The following is an 18,720-nucleotide window of genomic DNA, read 5'->3' as shown; positions in this document are numbered from 1 at the left end:
TTAATTTTTGTAAAGGTATAAAATAGTCTATATGGAAATATCTAAACTTTCATCTTCATCATTGAAAGCACAAAAAAAACCTTCAGAAATTCTGAAGGTTTTGATTTTATTTTTTGATTGATTCTTTCTTCCAGTTGGATTTAAAGTTACAGTTATCGTAACGTCCGTCAATGGAGATGAAAGTGGTTGGTAACTTAGAGTTCACAAATTTCTCAACCATTTCGTTTTTCTTTTTATTGAGCGCCATCTGCTTGATTCGGCTAAAGTCTGTTTCCAGAGTGATCTGGTGTGCAGGAATAACGTCTTCAAGTTTGATGATTTTCACCGCCTTTCTTCTGTTATCTTCATCTTCAAAAGCAGTTGTAATATCTCCTTTATTCAAACCTGCCAATTCGTAGCTGATTGTTCCAGGGATACTTTCTCTTTCAATTTTATCAGAACCGTCACCACCAGGAATTATACCGGCATTGAACTTAGTTCTTTTATCATCTGAAAACTTGAACGCAGCATCTTTAAATGTCATCTTTCCATCAGCAATTAAACCTCTGATGCTATCTAGTTTTGCTTTTGCTGTTTTCATTTCCTCATCAGTAGGAGTAGCTTTTAAAAGAATATGTCTTGCGTCATATACTTTTCCTGATCTCTTAAGCAACTGAATGATGTGGTATCCGAATTCAGATTCAATAGGATCTGAGATTTCGTTTTCCTGAAGGTTTAATGCTGCAGCTTCAAACGGCTTCACCATCTGTCCTTTATTGATGTTTTTATATAATCCCCCATTGGAAGCGGAACCTTCATCTTCAGAGTAAATTCTTGCCTGGCTTTCAAAAGTTTCTCCACCAAGAATATCCTTCTTAATTTTTTTAAGTCTGTTGATTAAATCCTGCTTATGAGCTTCAGTTAAGGTAGGATACATCATAACCTGAGCTAAAGTAACCTCGTCTTTTACCTGTGGCAGCTGCATTTTATACATATTATAAAAATCAGTTACCTCGTTAGGTGTAACGTCTGCTTTATCAGTAACTCTCTGGTATTTTGCCTGTCCGTAATATTGATCCGTATCGATTTTCTCGATAGCGTTTTTCATTTCGTAAGAATTTCTGAATTTATAAGCGACTAATAATGACTTTTCATCCGGAAATTGAGAAAGCAACTGACGATATTTTTGATTAGCCTGCTCTTTAATTGCAGCAGAACGGTTTTCAATTAGCGTATCTTTTTTTGCTTCGTATACAAGAAGTTTGTTGTTGATAAGGCTTTCAAGAAACTCACATTTGTCTGTGTTGTTAGCTCCCTGCTGTTTCCCATAATTCATCTGCTCCGTAACATCTGATTCCAAAACAATTTCATTTCCGATTACAGCAGCAATACCATCCACTAAATCTCCCGGTTTTAGCTGGGCATTCATCATATTGGATGAAAATATCATGATGAAAATCCCAAGAAGATAAGTGATTTTTAGTTTATTTGTCATTTTACTATTTTAACAAGTTGCAAATTTAGAATTCTTAACGAATTTCACTCAATTTTTTATTATAAATATTTCTTAAAAAGACTTATTTACTGCAGTTCAACATCAAATGTTGTCAATTCTTTAAATTGTCTCAATCTGTTGAACATATCGGACTCATTTACTTCCTGAATTCTTTCTGTTCCGAATTTCTCTACAGTGAATGAAGCCATAGCAGATCCTACGATTAATGCAGACTTCATGGTTTCGAAATCAATTTTTCCCTTTTTAGCAAGGTAAGCAGCAAAACCTCCTGCGAAAGTATCTCCAGCTCCAGTTGGATCGAAAACATCTTCTAATGGAAGTGCAGGGATTGCAAATACTTTATTGTCGTGGAAAAGTAAAGCTCCGTGCTCTCCTTTTTTGATGATAACATATTCAGGACCCATGGTGTGGATCTTTTTAGCAGCTTTCACTAAAGAATATTCTCCTGAAAGTTGTCTTGCTTCTTCATCATTGATGGTAATTACATCTGTTTTAGCAATCATATCCATCAGAATATCCAACGCACAGTCCATCCAGAAATTCATCGTATCAAGGATCACAAGCTTAGGACGGTTGTTCATTTTTTCCAATACGGATAACTGAACTCCAGGGTGTAGGTTTCCAAGTAATAAAATTTCGGCATCCTGCATTGAATCAGGAATTTTCGGATCAAAATTCTCCAACACGTTTACTTCTGTAGCCAAAGTATCTCTGGTATTCAGATCATTATGATATTTCCCTGACCAGAAGAATGTTTTTCCTTCTTTTACGATTTCAATTCCTTCGATATTTACTTCTCTGTCTGTAAACATATCAAGGTGTTCCTGTGGAAAGTCTCCTCCTACTACAGAAACAATACCGGATTTAACGCCTAAAATAGATGAAGTGATCCCAATATAAGTAGCAGCTCCTCCTAAAATTTTGTCCGTTTTACCAAATGGTGTTTCAATTGCATCAAATGCAACACTTCCTACAACTAAAAGTTTCATATATTTTTCAATGTATATTAAAAGTAATTATTTTTTCCATTCAAAAGAGTCCAGCATGTGTTTCATATCGTTTTTGATATAGTTTACTGCAGGAGCCAGTGAGTCCGGTTTCGGTCTCGTATTAAAGTATAAGTAACCAGTCACGAAATGTTTCGTACTGTCTGTAATGTAAAATTGAAGATTGGAAGCACTCTGTCCTTTCAGTTCATAGAAATTCCCGTATACTTTCTTTTCAGGATATTCAAAGGATTTAGTGTCTATAGAACTGGCTTTGATGGTATGTTCATATACCATTTTTTCCGCTTCCTTGATGTGTTCTGCAAAATCATTCTGTATCGGGTAATAGGTTACAAAAACCTTTGCTTTCATCTTTGGATAGTTCAGGTAATACCAGCAAGGTTTTTTCGCTGCTGTAATATTGGCGAAATCCGAATACTCGAAAGTATAAGCACAGTTGTTTTCAAACTTCTGATATTTCGGTGCCGGGTATTCCAGACGCAGTTCTCCGTACGGCTTCGGAACCGGATCTTTTCCACAGGAAATTAAAAGCAGTGATACAAAAATAAAAATGACTTTTTTAATCATTTTGCAAAAGTACAAATTAGATTTCAGATTTCGGAAGACAAATTTCAGTCTTTCAATGAGTTTTGAATGTAATTTTCCAAAGGCTTAGGAAAGGATTTTTCATGAGAACCCTGAACGTCTGTAATCTGGTACTGATTTTCAGTCATAAAACGATTCCAGATGTCTTCTGAAGACACCTCAACATTAAATATTTCAATGCTTAAATTCTTGTGTGTCAGTTTATGGTTAACTGTTTTTGAGCCTGTAATAAAAGTTTCCATTTCAGAAGAAATAGAGGTTGGAAACTCAAACAACTTTTTCCAGATAAAGTCATCTGCTCTCTGACGAATCAGGAATTCTCCATTTCTGTGAACAAAATAATAGGTTAAAGCAAGGTCTTCCGCCTTCACTTTTTTCGTTTTAACAGGGTAATCTGATATTTTTTGAAGGGAAAAGGCCAAACAGTCTTCATTAATCGGACATTCGCCACACAGTGGATTTTTGGGTTTACAGATCTCTGAACCGATATCCATCATCGCCTGATTGAAGTCTCCAACGTTATCCGGCATTACCAAGGTTGCCAGTTCTGAAAAATAGGCAAATGCTCTTGAATTTGAAATATCAAAATCATCTGCAAAGAACCTGCTGAGAACCCGGTAAAAGTTTCCGTCTACAGCCGGGATTTTTCCGCCAAAACAGATACTTGAAACAGCTGCAGCTGTATATTTCCCGATACCTTTCAGCTTTAAGATTTCATCATACTGATTTGGAAACACCCCATGATAATCGTTCATAATCTGCTGGGCAGCTTTATGGATATTGATGGCTCTGGAATAATAGCCTAAGCCCTTCCAATACAATAAAACTTCATTTTCCTCAGCTTCTGCCAAGGTTTTTACATCCGGAAATCTTTTAATGAAATTATTATAGTGATTAAGCCCCTGATTGATTCTTGTCTGCTGAAATACAATTTCACAGATCCAGATTTTATAAGGATCTTTTGTCTGTCTGAAAGGCAGATCTCTTGCATTATTTCTATACCATTCCAAAAGCCTGTTTCCTACATGAAGAAACTCTGTGGCTGCATTATTCTTTTCCAAAAACCAATCTGTTTAAATCCTTGAAGGGACTTTTGCCTCTTCATCCTGAACATTATTTCAAGACCGCAAAGATAGACTTATTTTATTTTTTCTTCACAGAATATACGGATGCCCCTCTTAACCACTGGTATTTCAGGTTTCTTTCTTTAGCTATAAAACGATATCCATCCAATTTTTTCAGATATAAATACATGGAATCTTCTTTCAGCTTTAGCTTATGAGGTGATAAAAACATCATTGGCATATCCAGAGTGGAATCTCTTACTGTTTTCAAAATTTTTCCGGATCTTACTTTATAAAGGAAAAAAGCTTTCCCTCGACCTTTTGAACTGTCTGCCAGCTTCACTTCTGAACTTGCCAGAACCAATTCACTGCCATCGAAACATTCTTCTTCGTCCATGATATAAGCCTTTCCTTCCTGACGTTCGTCTGCAAAAAGGTCTTCTTCATATTGACCGGGACTTTGGTATTTTTTTTCACAACTCACTAAAAGAGCCAGCAACAATACAGGCAAGCCGATAGCAAGCTTAATTTTCATTTTAATATTCATAGGTATTGGTAGAAAAAAACCGATGTAAAAAATGCATCGGTTTTTATGATTAAAAATAAGGTGTTATTATTCCTGAGTGTATTGTGCATCCCATTCGTTACCATCATCTCCTTTGTGTCCGTCTAGTTTAATAACGAAACTTTTTGTAGGGAAATAAGGGGTCATACGGATGTCTAGCCATACTCTGTCTTTGTTTACTCTATCCTGCTCGAAACGAACGATCTTGAATTTTTCGATCAATTTGTCCGGTCCTTTGATATTATCAAGGAATGTTACAATTTGTCTTCTCAAATCGTCTTCGTTTTTAGCATTCCAGTTTTCGAAGGCTCTTCTGTTTAGGAAGTCTAGCAATACTTTAGTTACATAGTCGAATACACGAACTACTGAATACGTCTGAAGACCGATATTGTCTCCTGTAAATAATGTCTTCGCAGAGAAAGCCATAATTTTACCGTATTCGTTAACCATTGGTACAAGACCCATTTTTTCCAACTGAGAGATTTCACTTTTCTTCAATTCGAATTTTACAGCGTCTACTTCGTTGATATTACCATGTTTTTTACCTGCTGCTACCTGAGACATCAGTGTTTTATGGATTTTACCTGCTAATGAAGTGGAAGGTGGAAGTTCTACGTTATCTTCTTCTCCTACTTCTTCAGCTTTTCCACGTCCTACTAACCAGTTACACGTCATGATTACGTTACTTCTGTGAAGTTCACCACCTGTAAGGTTTGCAGAATGGAATAGATCTACTACGTCATCTGGCTTATCAAGGTTAGCGAAGTCTGTAACCATCATTACTTTGTTTTCGTTACAGATTTTAGCCCATTTTTCAATAACTTTATTTGATCCTAAATATCCAGGGATTGCAAGGATTGAATAGTTATCTCTAAGGTCTAAACGGTCGTAGTAATTTTTGAATTCTTCAGAAATAGCATCAATGAATAAAGGATTGTCAAGGTCTGAAACCTGATCCAGGCTTGCGTTAACAATACTTACATTATCCACTTTATCCAATTCTGTATTTTTGTAGAATTGAGCTACAGTTCTGTAGTTGGTTTCTAACAGACGAACTGCATCCAGTGTATTTTTTAGATTTTTCTTTAAATTCTGATCAGCCTGTTGTGCTTTGGTTTTGCACGTATCAGCCATTTTATCTGCAGACTCGCTACCTTCTAAAAGGCTTACCCAAAGATTGATCTTCTGAAGAAGTTCTTTTCTTTCGTCTGATTTATTATTATCGTTAAGGAAAATTTCTTTCCTTGCTTTTCTAGTTGGGTTCATATTGGCGATACCGTCTACAACGGATTCAACAAAGCCAAAACCTCCCATTTTATTGAGTTCAGCAAGCGGGTTGCCCTTCGGCTGCCCTGAGTGTTGCTGCTGCTGTCCCTGCTGCTGGCTTTCTTGCGCCTGTAATTTGCTATCCATGATTTAATGTAAGTCTTTAATTATTTTTCAAGTTCTTGTGCTACTTCTTTCAATACTTCGATGAACGCAGTTCTTGTCTGATCGTTCTCCAGCATATTACGAAGAATTTTATTAGTTTTCAACTGACGTACAATTTTGTTGTACTGCTCCTGTTCAATGCTCAGCTGCTGAAGATAGTCAGATTTCTGAGTAAGGCTTTTAGGAGTAAAGTCTCCAAGATTTTGAAAACGGAATTCTTCATCAACCATTCCTCCATCTTCTGTTTCATGCTGTACCGCTACAGAAGGCTGAAAATGTTTGAATACATCTTCCACTGTTTTTAATCCTGTTACAATTTCAGGGGTATAAGATTCGTCTGTTGTAAGCTGGCTTACTATCAGTGATTTATTTTCCTGTATTTCCTGAATAGCTTCATTAGCGTCTACTTTTACCTCGTTTCCGCCAACACCATAATTAAACATTGCCATATTATTATTATTTTGAGATTTACTATTTTGGTTTAGATCTGTCTTCTAGAGATTTACATATAAATCAAATAAATTACAAATCCAGAGTTTAAATTTAAAAAAAAACTGTAACATACAAAATTTTGTCAAGATTTTTCTTAAATCATTTAAATTTATCTATATTTATTTACCATAAAATCACCATCTTACGATGTCACTAAGCTATGAAAAAATAAATAAAACAAACTATAGAGAGATAAAATAAAATCCGGGTACATTTTGCATTGATAAAAAACAACAAATATGTGCTAAATAGGAATTTCTCTGAGGTGAGGAAAAATATTCTTTATATTTAAATAAAGTAAACAAAGTGATGAAAGATGTAAAGATAGCATTCAGAAAACCAATATATCCTGTTTCGGAAGCCTTACAGAAATATTTGGAAAAACATAACAGAACTACCAAGATCCGGTTTTTGTATGAAGACCTGCTAAGATTCAGTGATAGTGTGCGTATTTTGGATAAAGAAGGTAAAGATACTTTATGGCTGGGTGTACTGTATCCTGAATTTGAGTTTAAAGAAATAGAGGCTAATTTAAATAAAATTTATACTCTTCTTCATTCTGACGGAGATGAGGCTACTTTACCTTATCTGACAGTAGATACCATTGACTTCTGTACTTTTGGAAATTCTAAACCTTTCAGAATTAGGGTAAGAAATATTCTGAACGATAATTACACTAACTTTTATATTAAACAGGCAGATGCTTCCCGTATATATGGACTGGAATTGGAGGACCTGCTTTCTCCTAACCGAATTAACTTTCTGATTTATAAAAATACTTTAATAGAAGAACATATCTTAGGAATTCCCGGAGATGTATTTATTCAGAAGCACATGTCCAATTGTACAGAACAGGAAAAGGCACAGATTTCCAAGGAATTTGTGAAGTTTAATGAACGCTGCCTCATTGGATTACTTGGGGATATGCGTTCTTATAATTATGTGGTTATTCCTATTCACGATTTTGACCAGGTAATTTACAGAATTCGCCCTATCGATTTTGACCAACAATGCTACGAAGGGAATCTGAAAGTTTATCTTCCTCAGTATTTCAAAGAAAACAACCCGATGGTTACCATGGTATTGGAAAAACTGAAACCTAATTCTGTAGAGCAGTATCGTAAGGAAGTACGCTCACAAATTGTAAAAAGGGTAACCAGCAGCAAAAGTAGGTTTGATGAACTGATTTCTATTATGAAACAAGAAGATATTGCACCGGAAGCCAATGTTACAGAGTTAAAAACAGCGTTGCAGAAACTTACCTACGATGTTAATTTCAAGTATTGCAAAACCATGGGCGATATTATAGAAACCGGAATAAAGTTTGTGATCCGGAATTATAAGAAAGCCTATTAAAAAAGCATCCATCTTATATTGAGATGGATGCTTTCTTGTCTAACAATATTTTGGTATTCTTACCAAATTTTTATTCTGTCTTCAGGAGCTTTGTACATTTTATCTCCAGACTTGATATCAAATGCTTTGATAAATGAATCCTGATTGACTAATGGTCCGAAAGCTCTGTACATTCCCGGAGAATGCGGATCTGTTTTCACCTGGTTAATCATATATTCATTGGTTGCTTTTGTTCTCCAAACAGTAGCCCAACTCATAAAGAATCTCTGATCCTGAGTAAATCCACTGATCTTCCCTGGGTTTCCTTTATCTTTAAGGTACATCTGAAGGGCATCGTAAGCTACTGCTACTCCACCTAAGTCACCAATATTTTCTCCACTTGTAAATTTACCGTTTACAAAGCTTCCTTTTACCGGTTCATAAGCGCTATACTGAGCGGCTAACTGAGCCACTTTTGCATCAAAGTTCTTACGGTCAGCATCCGTCCACCAATTATTAAGGTTTCCATCACCATCGAAACGGGAACCACTGTCATCAAAACCGTGAGAGATTTCGTGACCGATTACTGCTCCAATTCCACCGAAGTTTACGGCTGCATCTGCTTTAGGATTGTAGAAAGGCGGCTGAAGGATTGCTGCAGGGAATACTATTTCGTTGTTTGAACCACTATAGTAAGCGTTTACGGTTTGTGGAGACATTCCCCACTCCGTTTTATCTACCGGTTTTCCTACTTTATCCAAATTTCTTTGGTATTGCCAAGCTGATACATTCTGTAAGTTTGCATATAATGATCCGCCTTGTTTTGGAGATTCTACGTTTAATTGGCTATAGTCTTTCCATTTGTCCGGATATGCAATTTTTACTGTGAATTTGGAGAGTTTTTCCTGAGCTTTTACTTTTGTTTCAGGAGACATCCAGTCGATATTCGCGATATGGGTTTTAAATGATTTTAAAAGGTAATCAATATAGGTTTCCATCTGCTGTTTTGCTTCCGGAGTAAAGTATTTTTCTACGTATAATTTTCCAAATGCTTCACCAAGAACACCGTTTACAAGAGTTAAACCTCTTTTGTTCATAGGACGCTGTTCTTTTTGCCCTTGTAAATCTTTTGCATAGAAATCAAATCTGATCTGCTCAAGGTTTTCATCAAGGTTACTGGCATTACCGTTAATCAGGTGATATTTCAGATAATCTTTTAATAAAGGTAAGTTTTTCTGTGTAACGAACTGATCCATGTTCTGGTAGTACTTCAGTTCTCCGATGATTACTCTGTCTGTATTTACCCCGGCTTCTTTAAGGTATTTTGCAAGATCTACATTTTTCACTAAACCTGATAATTCCGAAACGTTTTTAGGATTATATCTTAAATTGGCATCTCTGTTCTGTTCCAGTGTCAGTAAGTAATTTGCCAGTTGCTTTTCAAAATCTACCACATTCTGAGCAGCCTGAGTAGAGTTTTTATAGCCTAAAACTCCGAATAATTTTCCAACATAAGCCTGATATTGTCCTAATGTTTTAGTATTGGCTTCATTTACTTTCTGATAATAGTCTCTTCCTAATCCAAGATCCGGACCTCCAAGATATACAGCGTTCATCTTAGAATTTTTCATATCTGCTCCTGCTCTCCATCCGTAGAAAGAATTATCTCCCAGCTTTGTAGCTTCTAAAAGATATTTCTGAAGGTCATTAAGGCTTTTAATAGCATCAATTTTTGCAAGATCAGCTTTAATAGGGTTTAATCCATCTGTATTTCTTTTGGCTGTATCCATAAAAGATGCGTAAAGACTCTGGATCTTTTGCCCTTCAGAACCTGCAGGATATGTTTCGCTAAGAATTTTGTTCAAAATATCCAATGAAGCATCATCTACATTTTCTCTCAAAGCATTGAAAGATCCCCAATTGGCTTTATCTGAAGGAATCTGTGTAGTTTTCACCCAATTTCCGTTTACATAGCTAAAAAAGTCATCCTGTGGACGAGCCCCTGTATCCATATAAGAGAGATTAATCCCTTCCTCCTTTATTTCTTCTTTTACCGGCGTTGCAACTTTTGCTGTAGCCTCTGTTTTTGTCTCTGTCCCTGCAGTCTTTGCTGCACCACACGAATTAAGCAATACTATACCCGAAAAGGCAAGTATACCAATATTTAGCTTTTTCATTGAAGATAATTTTTGATTGTACACAAACTTATCAAATATACGAACTTTAATGATAAGTGATGAAGGATAATCGATAATTGATGAGAATAATAGTGATTTTATGGGGGTAAAGTTTGAGGTTTATGGTTTAAAGTTTTTTAATGGGTAAATTGGGGTTGAAAATAGAAATACTGTGGGTATGTAAACCACCCCGTCAAAAATTCAAAGAATTTTTGCCACCCCTCCAGCGGAGGGGAATGATGAAAGCCATTCCTTATGGGTTTTGGTTAAAGTAATTCATCAATGCCACCCTATTACCTATTACCTTATCTCTAAAAAAACAAAAAAACCGCTCATTGCTGAGCGGTTTGTATATTTTACCAGATTTTGATTCTGTCCTCTGGAGCTTTGTATAATTTATCTCCTTTTTTCACATCAAATGCTTTGTAGAAAGTATCAACGTTAATTAGCGGACCAAAACTTCTGAAGTAACCCGGAGAGTGCGGATCTGTCTTCACCTGGTTGATCATATATTTTTCACTTGATAAAGTTCTCCAAACGGTTGCCCAGCTTAGGAAGAATCTCTGATCCTGAGTGAATCCGCTGATCTTTCCTGGGTTTCCTTTATCTTTTAAGTACATTTGAAGCGCATCATAAGCGATATTTACTCCACCTAAGTCAGCAATGTTCTCACCGTTTGTGAAGGTACCGTTTACAAATGTTCCTTTTACAGGCTCATATTTATCATATTGAGCTGCTAAAGCTTTTGTCGCTTTTTCGAAGTTAGCTTTATCTTCCGGAGTCCACCAGTCTACCAAGTTACCGTCTGCATCAAACTGAGCTCCTGAATCATCAAATCCGTGGCTCATTTCGTGACCGATAACGGCACCAATTCCACCGAAGTTCACAGCTGCATCCGCTTTAGGGTTAAAGAATGGCGGCTGAAGGATTGCTGCAGGGAATACGATTTCGTTAAATACAGGGTTGTAATAAGCATTTACAGTTTGTGGAGTCATTCCCCATTCTGTTTTATCTACCGGTTTTCCGATTTTAGCTAACTCTCTGTTGTACTGCCACTCACCAACATGCTGTAGGTTGCTGTACAATGTACCTCCTTTCGCTTCTGAAACGATATCTAATTTTGAATAATCTTTCCATTTGTCCGGATAAGCTACTTTTACAGTGAATTTATTCAGCTTTTTAAGCGCTTTTTCCTTGGTAGTAGAAGACATCCATGATAGGTTATTGATGTGAACTACGAAACTTTTCTTTAAGTAGTCGATCAATTCCACCATCTGAGCTTTAGCTTCAGCAGGGAAATATTTATCAACATATAATTTTCCGAAAGCTTCTCCCAAGTTTCTGTTGATTAATTCAAAACCTCTCTTGTTCAATGCTCTCTGCTCCTGTTGTCCATTTAAGTATTTACCGAAGAATGCAAACTTCATATCTCCTAGTTTTTCACTTAGGTAAGAAGCACTTCCGTTAATCATGTGGAATTTCAGATAATCTTTAATGACTGGAAGGTTCTGAGCATTGACCAGTTTATCGAAGTTTTTATAGTAATTCAATTCTCCAATAATTACTCTGTCTGTATTTACTCCTACTTTTTTAAGGTAAGCAGGAATGTCTACTCCTTTTACCAAAGTTGAAAGCTCAGCCATCGTCTGAGGGTTATATTGAAGGGTATTATCACGGCTCTGCTCATTCGTTAAAAGCGTCTGTGCAATACTTTTTTCATAGTTAACGATATTTTTAGCTGCTTCATCAGCATTTTTATATCCTAATTCCTTCAACATAGAAACTACATACTTCTGATATTCAGCAATAGCTTCTGTATTTTTTTCATTTACTTTCTGGTAGTAATCTCTTCCTAATCCAAGAGTTGCATCTCCTAAGTAAACGGCATTCATATTAGAATCCTTTAAATCAGCATATACTCCCCATCCGTAAAAAAGGTTTTCACCTTCTCTGGTTACAGAAGTTAAATAAGTCTGAAGATCAGCCATATTTTTGATAGCATCAATTTTATTCAGATTTTCTTGAATTGGCTTAATTCCGTCAGCATTTCTCTTCTGCATATTCATGTAAGATGCATAAAGATCCTGAATTTTTTTCCCTTCACTGCCGTCAGTAAATTTATCTTTCAAAAGAGAATTCAGGATAGTCATGGAATTGTTATCCGTATCCTCCCTCAATTTATTAAAGCTTCCCCAACTTGGTTTATCAGCTGGAATTTTAGCTGTTTTCATCCAGGTTCCGCTCACATAATTATAAAAATCATCCTGTGGACGTACCGAAGTATCCATTAAGCTAAGGTCTAAACCTTTATCTGCGTTATTTACTGCTACTTTAGCAGTTTTAGCTTGTGCACTCACTATATTTTGAGAGCAGATCCCTGCTATTAGAAACAAAGAAAGCGTTAGTTTTTTCATTATGATAACAATTTATACAATATGTATGATTTATTTCTTATTTGTTACTTTTTTGTGAAACAAATTTAAACAAATACCATCATAGCGTGATAAGAATCTATAATTTAGGCAGATTTGAAGCCGGAAGATGGAAGCAAAAAGTTTTGAAAACTAACTTCTAGCCTTGCTCATCCAGCTTCCAGCCTTTTAAGATGTTGCTATCTCTTTTACATTTCCTGTACGTTTCAGGAAGCCCCAGGACTGCATTTCGCCTTTCAATGCTTTTCTTAAACTTTTAAATAATACAATATACATCAGCCATCTGTATCCGAATCTTTGCGGAATAATATAAAGCAGATTTCCTAATTTTTCCCGCTGCATAATGAATGCAATCAAAGCCAGAGAGGCATCCACCAAAAGGAAAATCAGATAATAACTGAATATTTTACTTCCGTTTCCTGATAAGATTCCAAAGAACATAATCACATCAGCCAATGGTGAAAAGAATGGAATAATGTATTGGAATAATAAAATATTCGGCATGGCCCAAAGTCCCAATCCTTTATATTTGGGGTTAAGGAATGTCTGTCTCTGTTTCCAGAACATCTGCATAATTCCGTAAGTCCATCGGAAACGTTGTTTCAGGAACTGTTTTACGGTTTCCGGAGCTTCTGTTACGGCAACAGCTCTGTTTTCATTAGCAACAGTATAACCTGCTTTTAATATTTTTACTGTGATATCACAATCCTCTGCCAAGGTATCTGAAGAATAGCCACCAGCTTCCAAAACTACTGATCTCTTAAAAGCTCCAATAGCTCCCGGAATTACAGTAATTGCATTGATATGAGCATATGCCAATCTGTCAAAATTCTGACTTGTTGTATATTCTATCGCCTGCCATTTGGTAAGCCAGTTTACGGTGTTTCCTACTTTTACATTTCCTGCTACTGCGGCTATTTTTTCTTCAGAACCTGAATTCAGAAATCTTGCAATCAAATATTTCACCGCATCCTGCTGCAGTTTGGTATCTGCATCTATACATACTACATATTCAGCATCTGTTAATGAAATTCCATAGTTTAAAGCAGTTGCTTTTCCACCATTTGTTTTGGAAAATATTTCTAGTTTCGGATGATTTGGAAATGCTTCTTTTGCTTTTTCATACGTTGAATCTTTACTTCCGTCATCTATCATAATGATGTTAAAATTCGGATAGGTTTGTTTCAGCAGGTTATGCAGTGAAGAAACGATATTCACTTCTTCATTATAAGCAGGTACAATGATAGAAACCTTTGGATAAGATTCAAGGATTGGAAATTCACTCAGTTTTTTCTCTTTTTTTCTTTCTTTAAAGGCCCAGTAAGCCATTAACAATAACCTTATGAGTCCCAGAACGATGAAAATCGTAAACAACGCTACCAAAAAGTGACTCACTCCATAAATTACGGTTGCCAGCACTAAATTAAGCTGCATGATATAATAAGATCTGGTCTTAGGAACTTCAGGCATCAGCTCACTTCTGCTCTTATGCAAAAGATTGGTCAGGTTAGTAAAATGATAGCCTTGTTTCTGAAGAGTTGGAATCAAAATCTTTAGAGCTTTTACTGTTTCTTCTCTGGTGTCACCTCCAGCATCATGAAGTAGGATAATATTCCCTCTCTCCTTTTTGATTCCGTCCATTACACGTTTTACGATTTCATCCGCTTTTATTCCCGGCTGCCAGTCCTCAGGATCAATATTTTCACCAATATCCAGATAGTTTTGCTGTCTTGCCAATGCCACCGGAATAATCTCCTCCGAAGTGGTAGGCTCAGAATCTGCGTTATAAGGAGCACGGAAAAGAATTGTACTGTGCCCTGTTACGCATTCTATCAGAAGTCTGGTTAGTTTCAGTTCAAGCAAAGCTCTTTCTGGGCTTACTTTCGCTACATTTTCATGGGTGAAGGTGTGGTTTCCTATTTCATGCCCTTCCCGATAGATTCTTTTAACCAACGGAAGGTTCTTTTCGGCATTTAAACCTACCAAAAAGAAAGCTGCAGGAACATGGTATTTGGACAATATATCTAATACCTGAGGAGTGTAAGTTTCATCCGGACCGTCATCAAATGTCAACACCAGCTCTTTCTGCGGTGCACTACCATATTTTTTTACTTCATAAGAACTGGGATAGGTAATATAATTTTCATCTGTGATGATCTTTTCTTTCGGATCAATTTCCAACGCGATTTTTCCATCATGAGGGGTATTCAGAACATCCAATACTTCTCCATCTCCGATATAATCCACCATGGTCTGCCCTTTTACATTCTCCAGGGTTTTCAAATTCAATTTGGAAAGTCCGGCAAATGTAAGATCCTTATCATAGAAATTCCAGATTCTACTGTCTTCACTTCCCAGCCTCCAAAGAGCTGTTCCAGCCAAAGGATATTCGGATGAAAAACGCATGGTATTGAAAATAGAAGCTGCATCATTAAAAAATACAGTGTGGGTGTTATTTTTAGAATCTGTATAAGAGTAATTCAGATTGAAAGTATTGTCATTAAAATCAATAACGGCCTTACTGGCGCTGGCTTTAGTGATGGCCTGCATATAAGTTACCGAAGTATTGTCATCCTTATTGGAACTCCAGTCATATCCATAAGCTCCCAACCCCAGAATAATTTTATGCGGAGAAGTTTGCTTAACCATTTTTCCTGTCTGCTCCTCAATCCATTTCTGTGAAGAAACAGGTCCGGCGTCACTGCCAGCAGAATATTCATCATAAGCCATTAACACGAAGTAATCAACGTATGGATCTAATCTTGGGATATTGTAATCATCATTATCCGTCATAATATCCATCGTCACCAGCAGTTGATTCTGTTTGAACGTTTCTGAAAGTTCCTTCATAAAAGCGATTAGGTTTTCATCAGAATTTAGGTTCATATCTTCAAAGTCGATATTGATACCTTTAAAATGGTATTTCAGACACTGCTGAGTAAGCTTTTGGATAAGGGTGGTTCTTTTTTTAGGATCATTCAATACTTTTCCTAATCCTTCAGCATGGAATTCCTGATCAGAGTTATTACTCAGAATAGGCATGGCTGCCACTCCTGTTCTTTTGATGATTTTGTATCCCTCCGGATCGATATTCGTTTTTAAATTTCCTGATTTAGGATCAAGGAAAAACCATTCTGGGAAAACCAAGTTGACGTGTCTGATGTTTCGTTTCAGAGACATCAAAGACTGCGGGTCCCATGCCACATAGAATGCAGATCGGATTCCACCGGGAAACTGAGCCCAGTTTCTATTTTGATTTTTAAGTCTTTCAGCTCTTGCTTTTTCTATCTTAGCAAGATTGGTATGTATTGTTTTTTCAGAAATAAAACTTCTGAACCCTTTATATTCTTTGGAAATTTTATTCTCCTGAAGATAAGGCTTATTGGCTGTAATAACAGCTTTATAGTCTTCTTTAAAAGGAATTTTAGGACTTCTGTCCACGGCCATCATCAGACCCAAAGCCAAAAAAAGGAGTGCCCCCATAAAAATAAATAAACGGCTTCCCCATTGTACGCTTTTCCAACGTTTTTTGCTGTTGGTCTGAAAAATCTGTTTGGAATTTTCCACGATTTTTAAATTTTAATGAATGATTTTCAAAAAGTGTGAAAAAGTACCTTGAAATTCATTAAAAAAAAATTAAAAAAGTGGTATTTCTTTTATTGACTTATCAAAAGCCCCACAAGATCCTGAATGACCTTTTGGGAAACGAAATCCATAAAATCAACCCTTTCCAGATGAGGCATATATAATTTTGAGGTTACTTCCTGATCTTTAATTCGAATCGTGTAGAAAACTGTTCCTATGTCTTTACCATCCTCTCCTTTTCCAGGGCCTGCCACACCGGTAGTAGAAAGAGAAATGTGAGTATCAAATAATTCCTGACATCCTTTTGCCATTTCTTGAGCAACCTGCTCACTGACTACCGTAAACTGATCTACCGTTTCTCTGGAAACATTTAAAATTTTGATTTTTTTCTCCGTGGCATAAGCAACCATCCCACCCAAAAAGTATTTTGAACTTCCTGAAACTGATGTTATCATTTTCGCCAATTCTCCTCCGGTACAACTTTCTGCAGTAGAAATAGTCAGTTTTCTTTCAGTAAGAATTTCTGCCAGAATATTTTCAATTTTATCTTCAGACACCGCAATGACATGATCTTTAATAAGAGGAAGTAATTTTTGAATTTTGTCTTCAGTTTGTTGTTTTAAGGCTTCTTCATTGTCACCTGATGCCGTTATTCTTAGCTTTACACGGGTTCCTACCGGAAGATAAGACAATGACATATTTTCAGGAAGGGCAAGTTCCCAGTCTTCAATAGTATCTGCAAGAATGCTCTCCGGAATTCCAACAACAGAAACAATTCTTGAGTGAATATAATTAAGGTTAAATTTTTCCTGTAAGTAAGGAATAATCTGATCTTTTATCAATGGTTTTACTTCATAAGGAACTCCCGGTAAGCTGTAACTCAACTTTCCATCCAATTCCATCATCATGCAGGGTGCAGTTCCGAAATGATTTTGAAAAACAATAGATTTTGTAGGAACAAAAGCCTGTTCTTTATTTCTTTCCAGGATATCTGCCCTTCCGCGTCTTTCCATGTAGCCTTTAAGGTGATTAAAAGTGACCTCATCCAATGCAATTTCATCATTGAAAAACTCAGCCAATGCCTTTTTGGTTTTATCATCCCTTGTAGGGCCTAATCCACCAGTCGTAATGACAAGATCGCCCAGCTGAAAGGCTTCACTCAATGTATTTTTAATGGTATCTATTTCGTCTGAAATCGTAAAGATCTGTACAACCTTTATCCCGATATTTTTCAATTCAGAGGCAATAAAATTGGAATTGGTATCTACCGTATTTCCGGAAAGGATTTCGTCACCAATAGTGATTAGGACTGCTTTTTCCATATATGAGATTCTTGAAAAAAATTCTCCTGCAAATGACGGAAAAATATGCGGCTGCGGCAATATAAATTGATTTTTTCTATTTTTGACGAAAATTAGTTAAAGTTATGTCTAAATATGATGATGCTTCATGGCATTATGGCGGGGATTTTCCTGAAGGGCTTCCACAGAAAAACGGAGCAACGCATACCGGTATGTTCCTGAACTGGTGCATCCATAATGATCTGATCTCCGATGAACTGAAAGAAGATGCACAAGAAGAAATTGAAAAGTTAAAAAGAAGAGAAATTACAGGAGCTGAATTTATCATGGATTCATGTGACGGCAAATTCTCTGAACATGACCTGAGTGATCTTGGAAATAGCTTTGCAAAGGATTATTATGCAGATGATACCGATTTTGGAAACAAACACTGTTCTTTTGCTGATGATTACGTGAACCTTTTTGATGGTAAAGCTGAAGATAATGATTATGAATACGAAACTTTCTACCACATTGAAGATACTTACGAAAACTATGATCTGATGAAACAGGTCATTGATTATCGTTTTGAGGAATGGAAGGAATATATTAAAGGATAAAAAATAAAAGGGTAAAAGGCAAATTTGCCATAGGGTGACTTTGCCTTTCTGCCTTACTATTAATGATGTCTCACCCAAATTAGCTCATCTGTATTATAACCGATTTTTTGAGCTTTTTCAATAAAACGCTGTCGGATGCTTTCCGGAATGGTTGTCGTTCGGGAGAGAATCCAGAGGTATTTTAAGCTGCTTCCTGCCACCAGAGCATATTGATAGTCTTCATCAATATCAATAACATTATACCCTGCCCAAATAGGCTTGAAAAAAGATACTTTCAGCCTTGCCTCTGTGGTATCTTTAACGAATTTAGCTTCACCAATAGACTCGTTCCATACTTTTTTTATATAATCGTAGCCTTTATTTCTAACCTGAATACTGCCATTGGGATTCTCTGAATACTCAGCCGTAACATTATCCATATTTTTCTCGAATTTATAATCAAAACGGGCTATTTCATACCATCTTCCGAGATATTTTTTAACATCAAAATTCTTTATTGCGACAGCTCCTCTCGGAATTCCTACAGAATAAGAATGAAAAGCCATATACGCCAAAGCTCCCAACGAAACAGGAAGTATTATTTTGTGAAAGGTTTTCATGACAGAAATTTTTTGTGTAATTCTGATGAAAACGTCAAAAATAGTGCCTTTGG

At 36.3% G+C, this 18,720-nt stretch carries 14 protein-coding genes; 2 read left to right on the top strand and 12 right to left on the bottom strand.

What is annotated here, in order from left to right:
• Nucleotides 1–106: 106 nt before the first annotated feature.
• The 7 genes from BLS98_RS00720 to BLS98_RS00690 all read right to left on the bottom strand — a co-directional run bounded on the left by BLS98_RS00720 (nt 107) and on the right by BLS98_RS00690 (nt 6,596).
• Entirely contained in the window at nt 107–1,474 is a 1,368-nt protein-coding gene (locus BLS98_RS00720) for a peptidylprolyl isomerase (protein WP_089732612.1), read from the bottom strand.
• 86 nt (nt 1,475–1,560) lie between these two features.
• Nucleotides 1,561–2,484: a PfkB family carbohydrate kinase gene (locus tag BLS98_RS00715; protein ID WP_089732610.1), complete on the bottom strand. Its 924-nt coding sequence runs from the start codon at nt 2,482–2,484 to the stop codon at nt 1,561–1,563.
• A 27-nt stretch (nt 2,485–2,511) separates the two neighbouring features.
• Nucleotides 2,512–3,069, bottom strand: coding sequence for a gliding motility lipoprotein GldD (gldD, locus tag BLS98_RS00710; protein WP_089732608.1), 558 nt, complete (start codon nt 3,067–3,069; stop codon nt 2,512–2,514).
• A 44-nt stretch (nt 3,070–3,113) separates the two neighbouring features.
• Nucleotides 3,114–4,148: an A/G-specific adenine glycosylase gene (locus BLS98_RS00705; protein WP_089732606.1), complete on the bottom strand. Its 1,035-nt coding sequence runs from the start codon at nt 4,146–4,148 to the stop codon at nt 3,114–3,116.
• 82 nt (nt 4,149–4,230) lie between these two features.
• Nucleotides 4,231–4,686 carry a hypothetical protein gene (locus BLS98_RS00700; protein ID WP_228425412.1) on the bottom strand — a complete coding sequence of 152 codons (456 nt, stop codon included), beginning with the start codon at nt 4,684–4,686 and terminating at the stop codon, nt 4,231–4,233.
• A gap of 78 nt (nt 4,687–4,764) precedes the next feature.
• The gene (locus tag BLS98_RS00695; protein WP_089732602.1) at nt 4,765–6,129 is read right to left on the bottom strand and encodes a DUF5458 family protein; all 1,365 of its coding nucleotides are present in this window, start codon (nt 6,127–6,129) and stop codon (nt 4,765–4,767) included.
• Nucleotides 6,130–6,149: 20 nt separating this feature from the next.
• A complete protein-coding gene (locus tag BLS98_RS00690) occupies nt 6,150–6,596 on the bottom strand; it encodes a type VI secretion system contractile sheath small subunit (RefSeq protein ID WP_167356143.1) in 447 nt (148 codons plus the stop codon).
• Nucleotides 6,597–6,948: 352 nt separating this feature from the next.
• Between BLS98_RS00690 and BLS98_RS00685 the strand changes: the two genes are divergently transcribed.
• Nucleotides 6,949–7,995, top strand: coding sequence for a hypothetical protein (locus tag BLS98_RS00685; protein ID WP_089732600.1), 1,047 nt, complete (start codon nt 6,949–6,951; stop codon nt 7,993–7,995).
• Between the two features lie 59 nt (nt 7,996–8,054).
• Here the strand turns inward: BLS98_RS00685 and BLS98_RS00680 are convergent, their stop codons facing one another.
• The 4 genes from BLS98_RS00680 to BLS98_RS00665 all read right to left on the bottom strand — a co-directional run bounded on the left by BLS98_RS00680 (nt 8,055) and on the right by BLS98_RS00665 (nt 17,490).
• Nucleotides 8,055–10,151, bottom strand: a complete 2,097-nt coding sequence (locus BLS98_RS00680; RefSeq protein WP_089732598.1) for a M13 family metallopeptidase — start codon at nt 10,149–10,151, stop codon at nt 8,055–8,057.
• A gap of 356 nt (nt 10,152–10,507) precedes the next feature.
• Entirely contained in the window at nt 10,508–12,565 is a 2,058-nt protein-coding gene (locus tag BLS98_RS00675) for a M13 family metallopeptidase (RefSeq protein WP_089732596.1), read from the bottom strand.
• Nucleotides 12,566–12,751: 186 nt separating this feature from the next.
• Nucleotides 12,752–16,150: a polysaccharide deacetylase family protein gene (locus tag BLS98_RS00670; RefSeq protein ID WP_089732594.1), complete on the bottom strand. Its 3,399-nt coding sequence runs from the start codon at nt 16,148–16,150 to the stop codon at nt 12,752–12,754.
• Nucleotides 16,151–16,239: 89 nt separating this feature from the next.
• The gene (locus tag BLS98_RS00665; protein WP_089734368.1) at nt 16,240–17,490 is read right to left on the bottom strand and encodes a CinA family nicotinamide mononucleotide deamidase-related protein; all 1,251 of its coding nucleotides are present in this window, start codon (nt 17,488–17,490) and stop codon (nt 16,240–16,242) included.
• A 104-nt stretch (nt 17,491–17,594) separates the two neighbouring features.
• On the opposite strand from BLS98_RS00665, the gene BLS98_RS00660 reads away from it, so the two are divergent.
• Entirely contained in the window at nt 17,595–18,068 is a 474-nt protein-coding gene (locus BLS98_RS00660; protein WP_089732592.1) for a DUF7832 domain-containing protein, read from the top strand.
• Between the two features lie 59 nt (nt 18,069–18,127).
• On the opposite strand, the gene BLS98_RS00655 is transcribed toward BLS98_RS00660, so the two are convergent.
• Nucleotides 18,128–18,667 carry a lipocalin family protein gene (locus BLS98_RS00655; RefSeq protein WP_089732590.1) on the bottom strand — a complete coding sequence of 180 codons (540 nt, stop codon included), beginning with the start codon at nt 18,665–18,667 and terminating at the stop codon, nt 18,128–18,130.
• Between the last annotated feature and the right edge of the window lie 53 nt (nt 18,668–18,720).

It is taken from the genome of Chryseobacterium jejuense, from assembly GCF_900100075.1.
Taxonomy (GTDB): Bacteria; Bacteroidota; Bacteroidia; order Flavobacteriales; family Weeksellaceae; genus Chryseobacterium; species Chryseobacterium jejuense.
The sequence above is the reverse complement of the archived record's forward strand: the minus strand, read 5'-3'. Positions and strand labels throughout refer to the sequence as shown.

What these genes read in the sequence shown, in the direction of transcription:
- BLS98_RS00690 (WP_167356143.1), bottom strand. Translation starts at nt 6,596, where the DNA reads ATGGCAATGTTTAATTATGGTGTTGGCGGAAACGAGGTAAAAGTAGAC.
- BLS98_RS00660 (WP_089732592.1), top strand. Translation starts at nt 17,595, where the DNA reads ATGTCTAAATATGATGATGCTTCATGGCATTATGGCGGGGATTTTCCT.
- gldD (WP_089732608.1), bottom strand. Translation starts at nt 3,069, where the DNA reads ATGATTAAAAAAGTCATTTTTATTTTTGTATCACTGCTTTTAATTTCC.
- BLS98_RS00655 (WP_089732590.1), bottom strand. Translation starts at nt 18,667, where the DNA reads ATGAAAACCTTTCACAAAATAATACTTCCTGTTTCGTTGGGAGCTTTG.
- BLS98_RS00715 (WP_089732610.1), bottom strand. Translation starts at nt 2,484, where the DNA reads ATGAAACTTTTAGTTGTAGGAAGTGTTGCATTTGATGCAATTGAAACA.
- BLS98_RS00680 (WP_089732598.1), bottom strand. Translation starts at nt 10,151, where the DNA reads ATGAAAAAGCTAAATATTGGTATACTTGCCTTTTCGGGTATAGTATTG.
- BLS98_RS00700 (WP_228425412.1), bottom strand. Translation starts at nt 4,686, where the DNA reads ATGAAAATTAAGCTTGCTATCGGCTTGCCTGTATTGTTGCTGGCTCTT.
- BLS98_RS00685 (WP_089732600.1), top strand. Translation starts at nt 6,949, where the DNA reads ATGAAAGATGTAAAGATAGCATTCAGAAAACCAATATATCCTGTTTCG.
- BLS98_RS00675 (WP_089732596.1), bottom strand. Translation starts at nt 12,565, where the DNA reads ATGAAAAAACTAACGCTTTCTTTGTTTCTAATAGCAGGGATCTGCTCT.
- BLS98_RS00720 (WP_089732612.1), bottom strand. Translation starts at nt 1,474, where the DNA reads ATGACAAATAAACTAAAAATCACTTATCTTCTTGGGATTTTCATCATG.
- BLS98_RS00695 (WP_089732602.1), bottom strand. Translation starts at nt 6,129, where the DNA reads ATGGATAGCAAATTACAGGCGCAAGAAAGCCAGCAGCAGGGACAGCAG.
- BLS98_RS00665 (WP_089734368.1), bottom strand. Translation starts at nt 17,490, where the DNA reads ATGGAAAAAGCAGTCCTAATCACTATTGGTGACGAAATCCTTTCCGGA.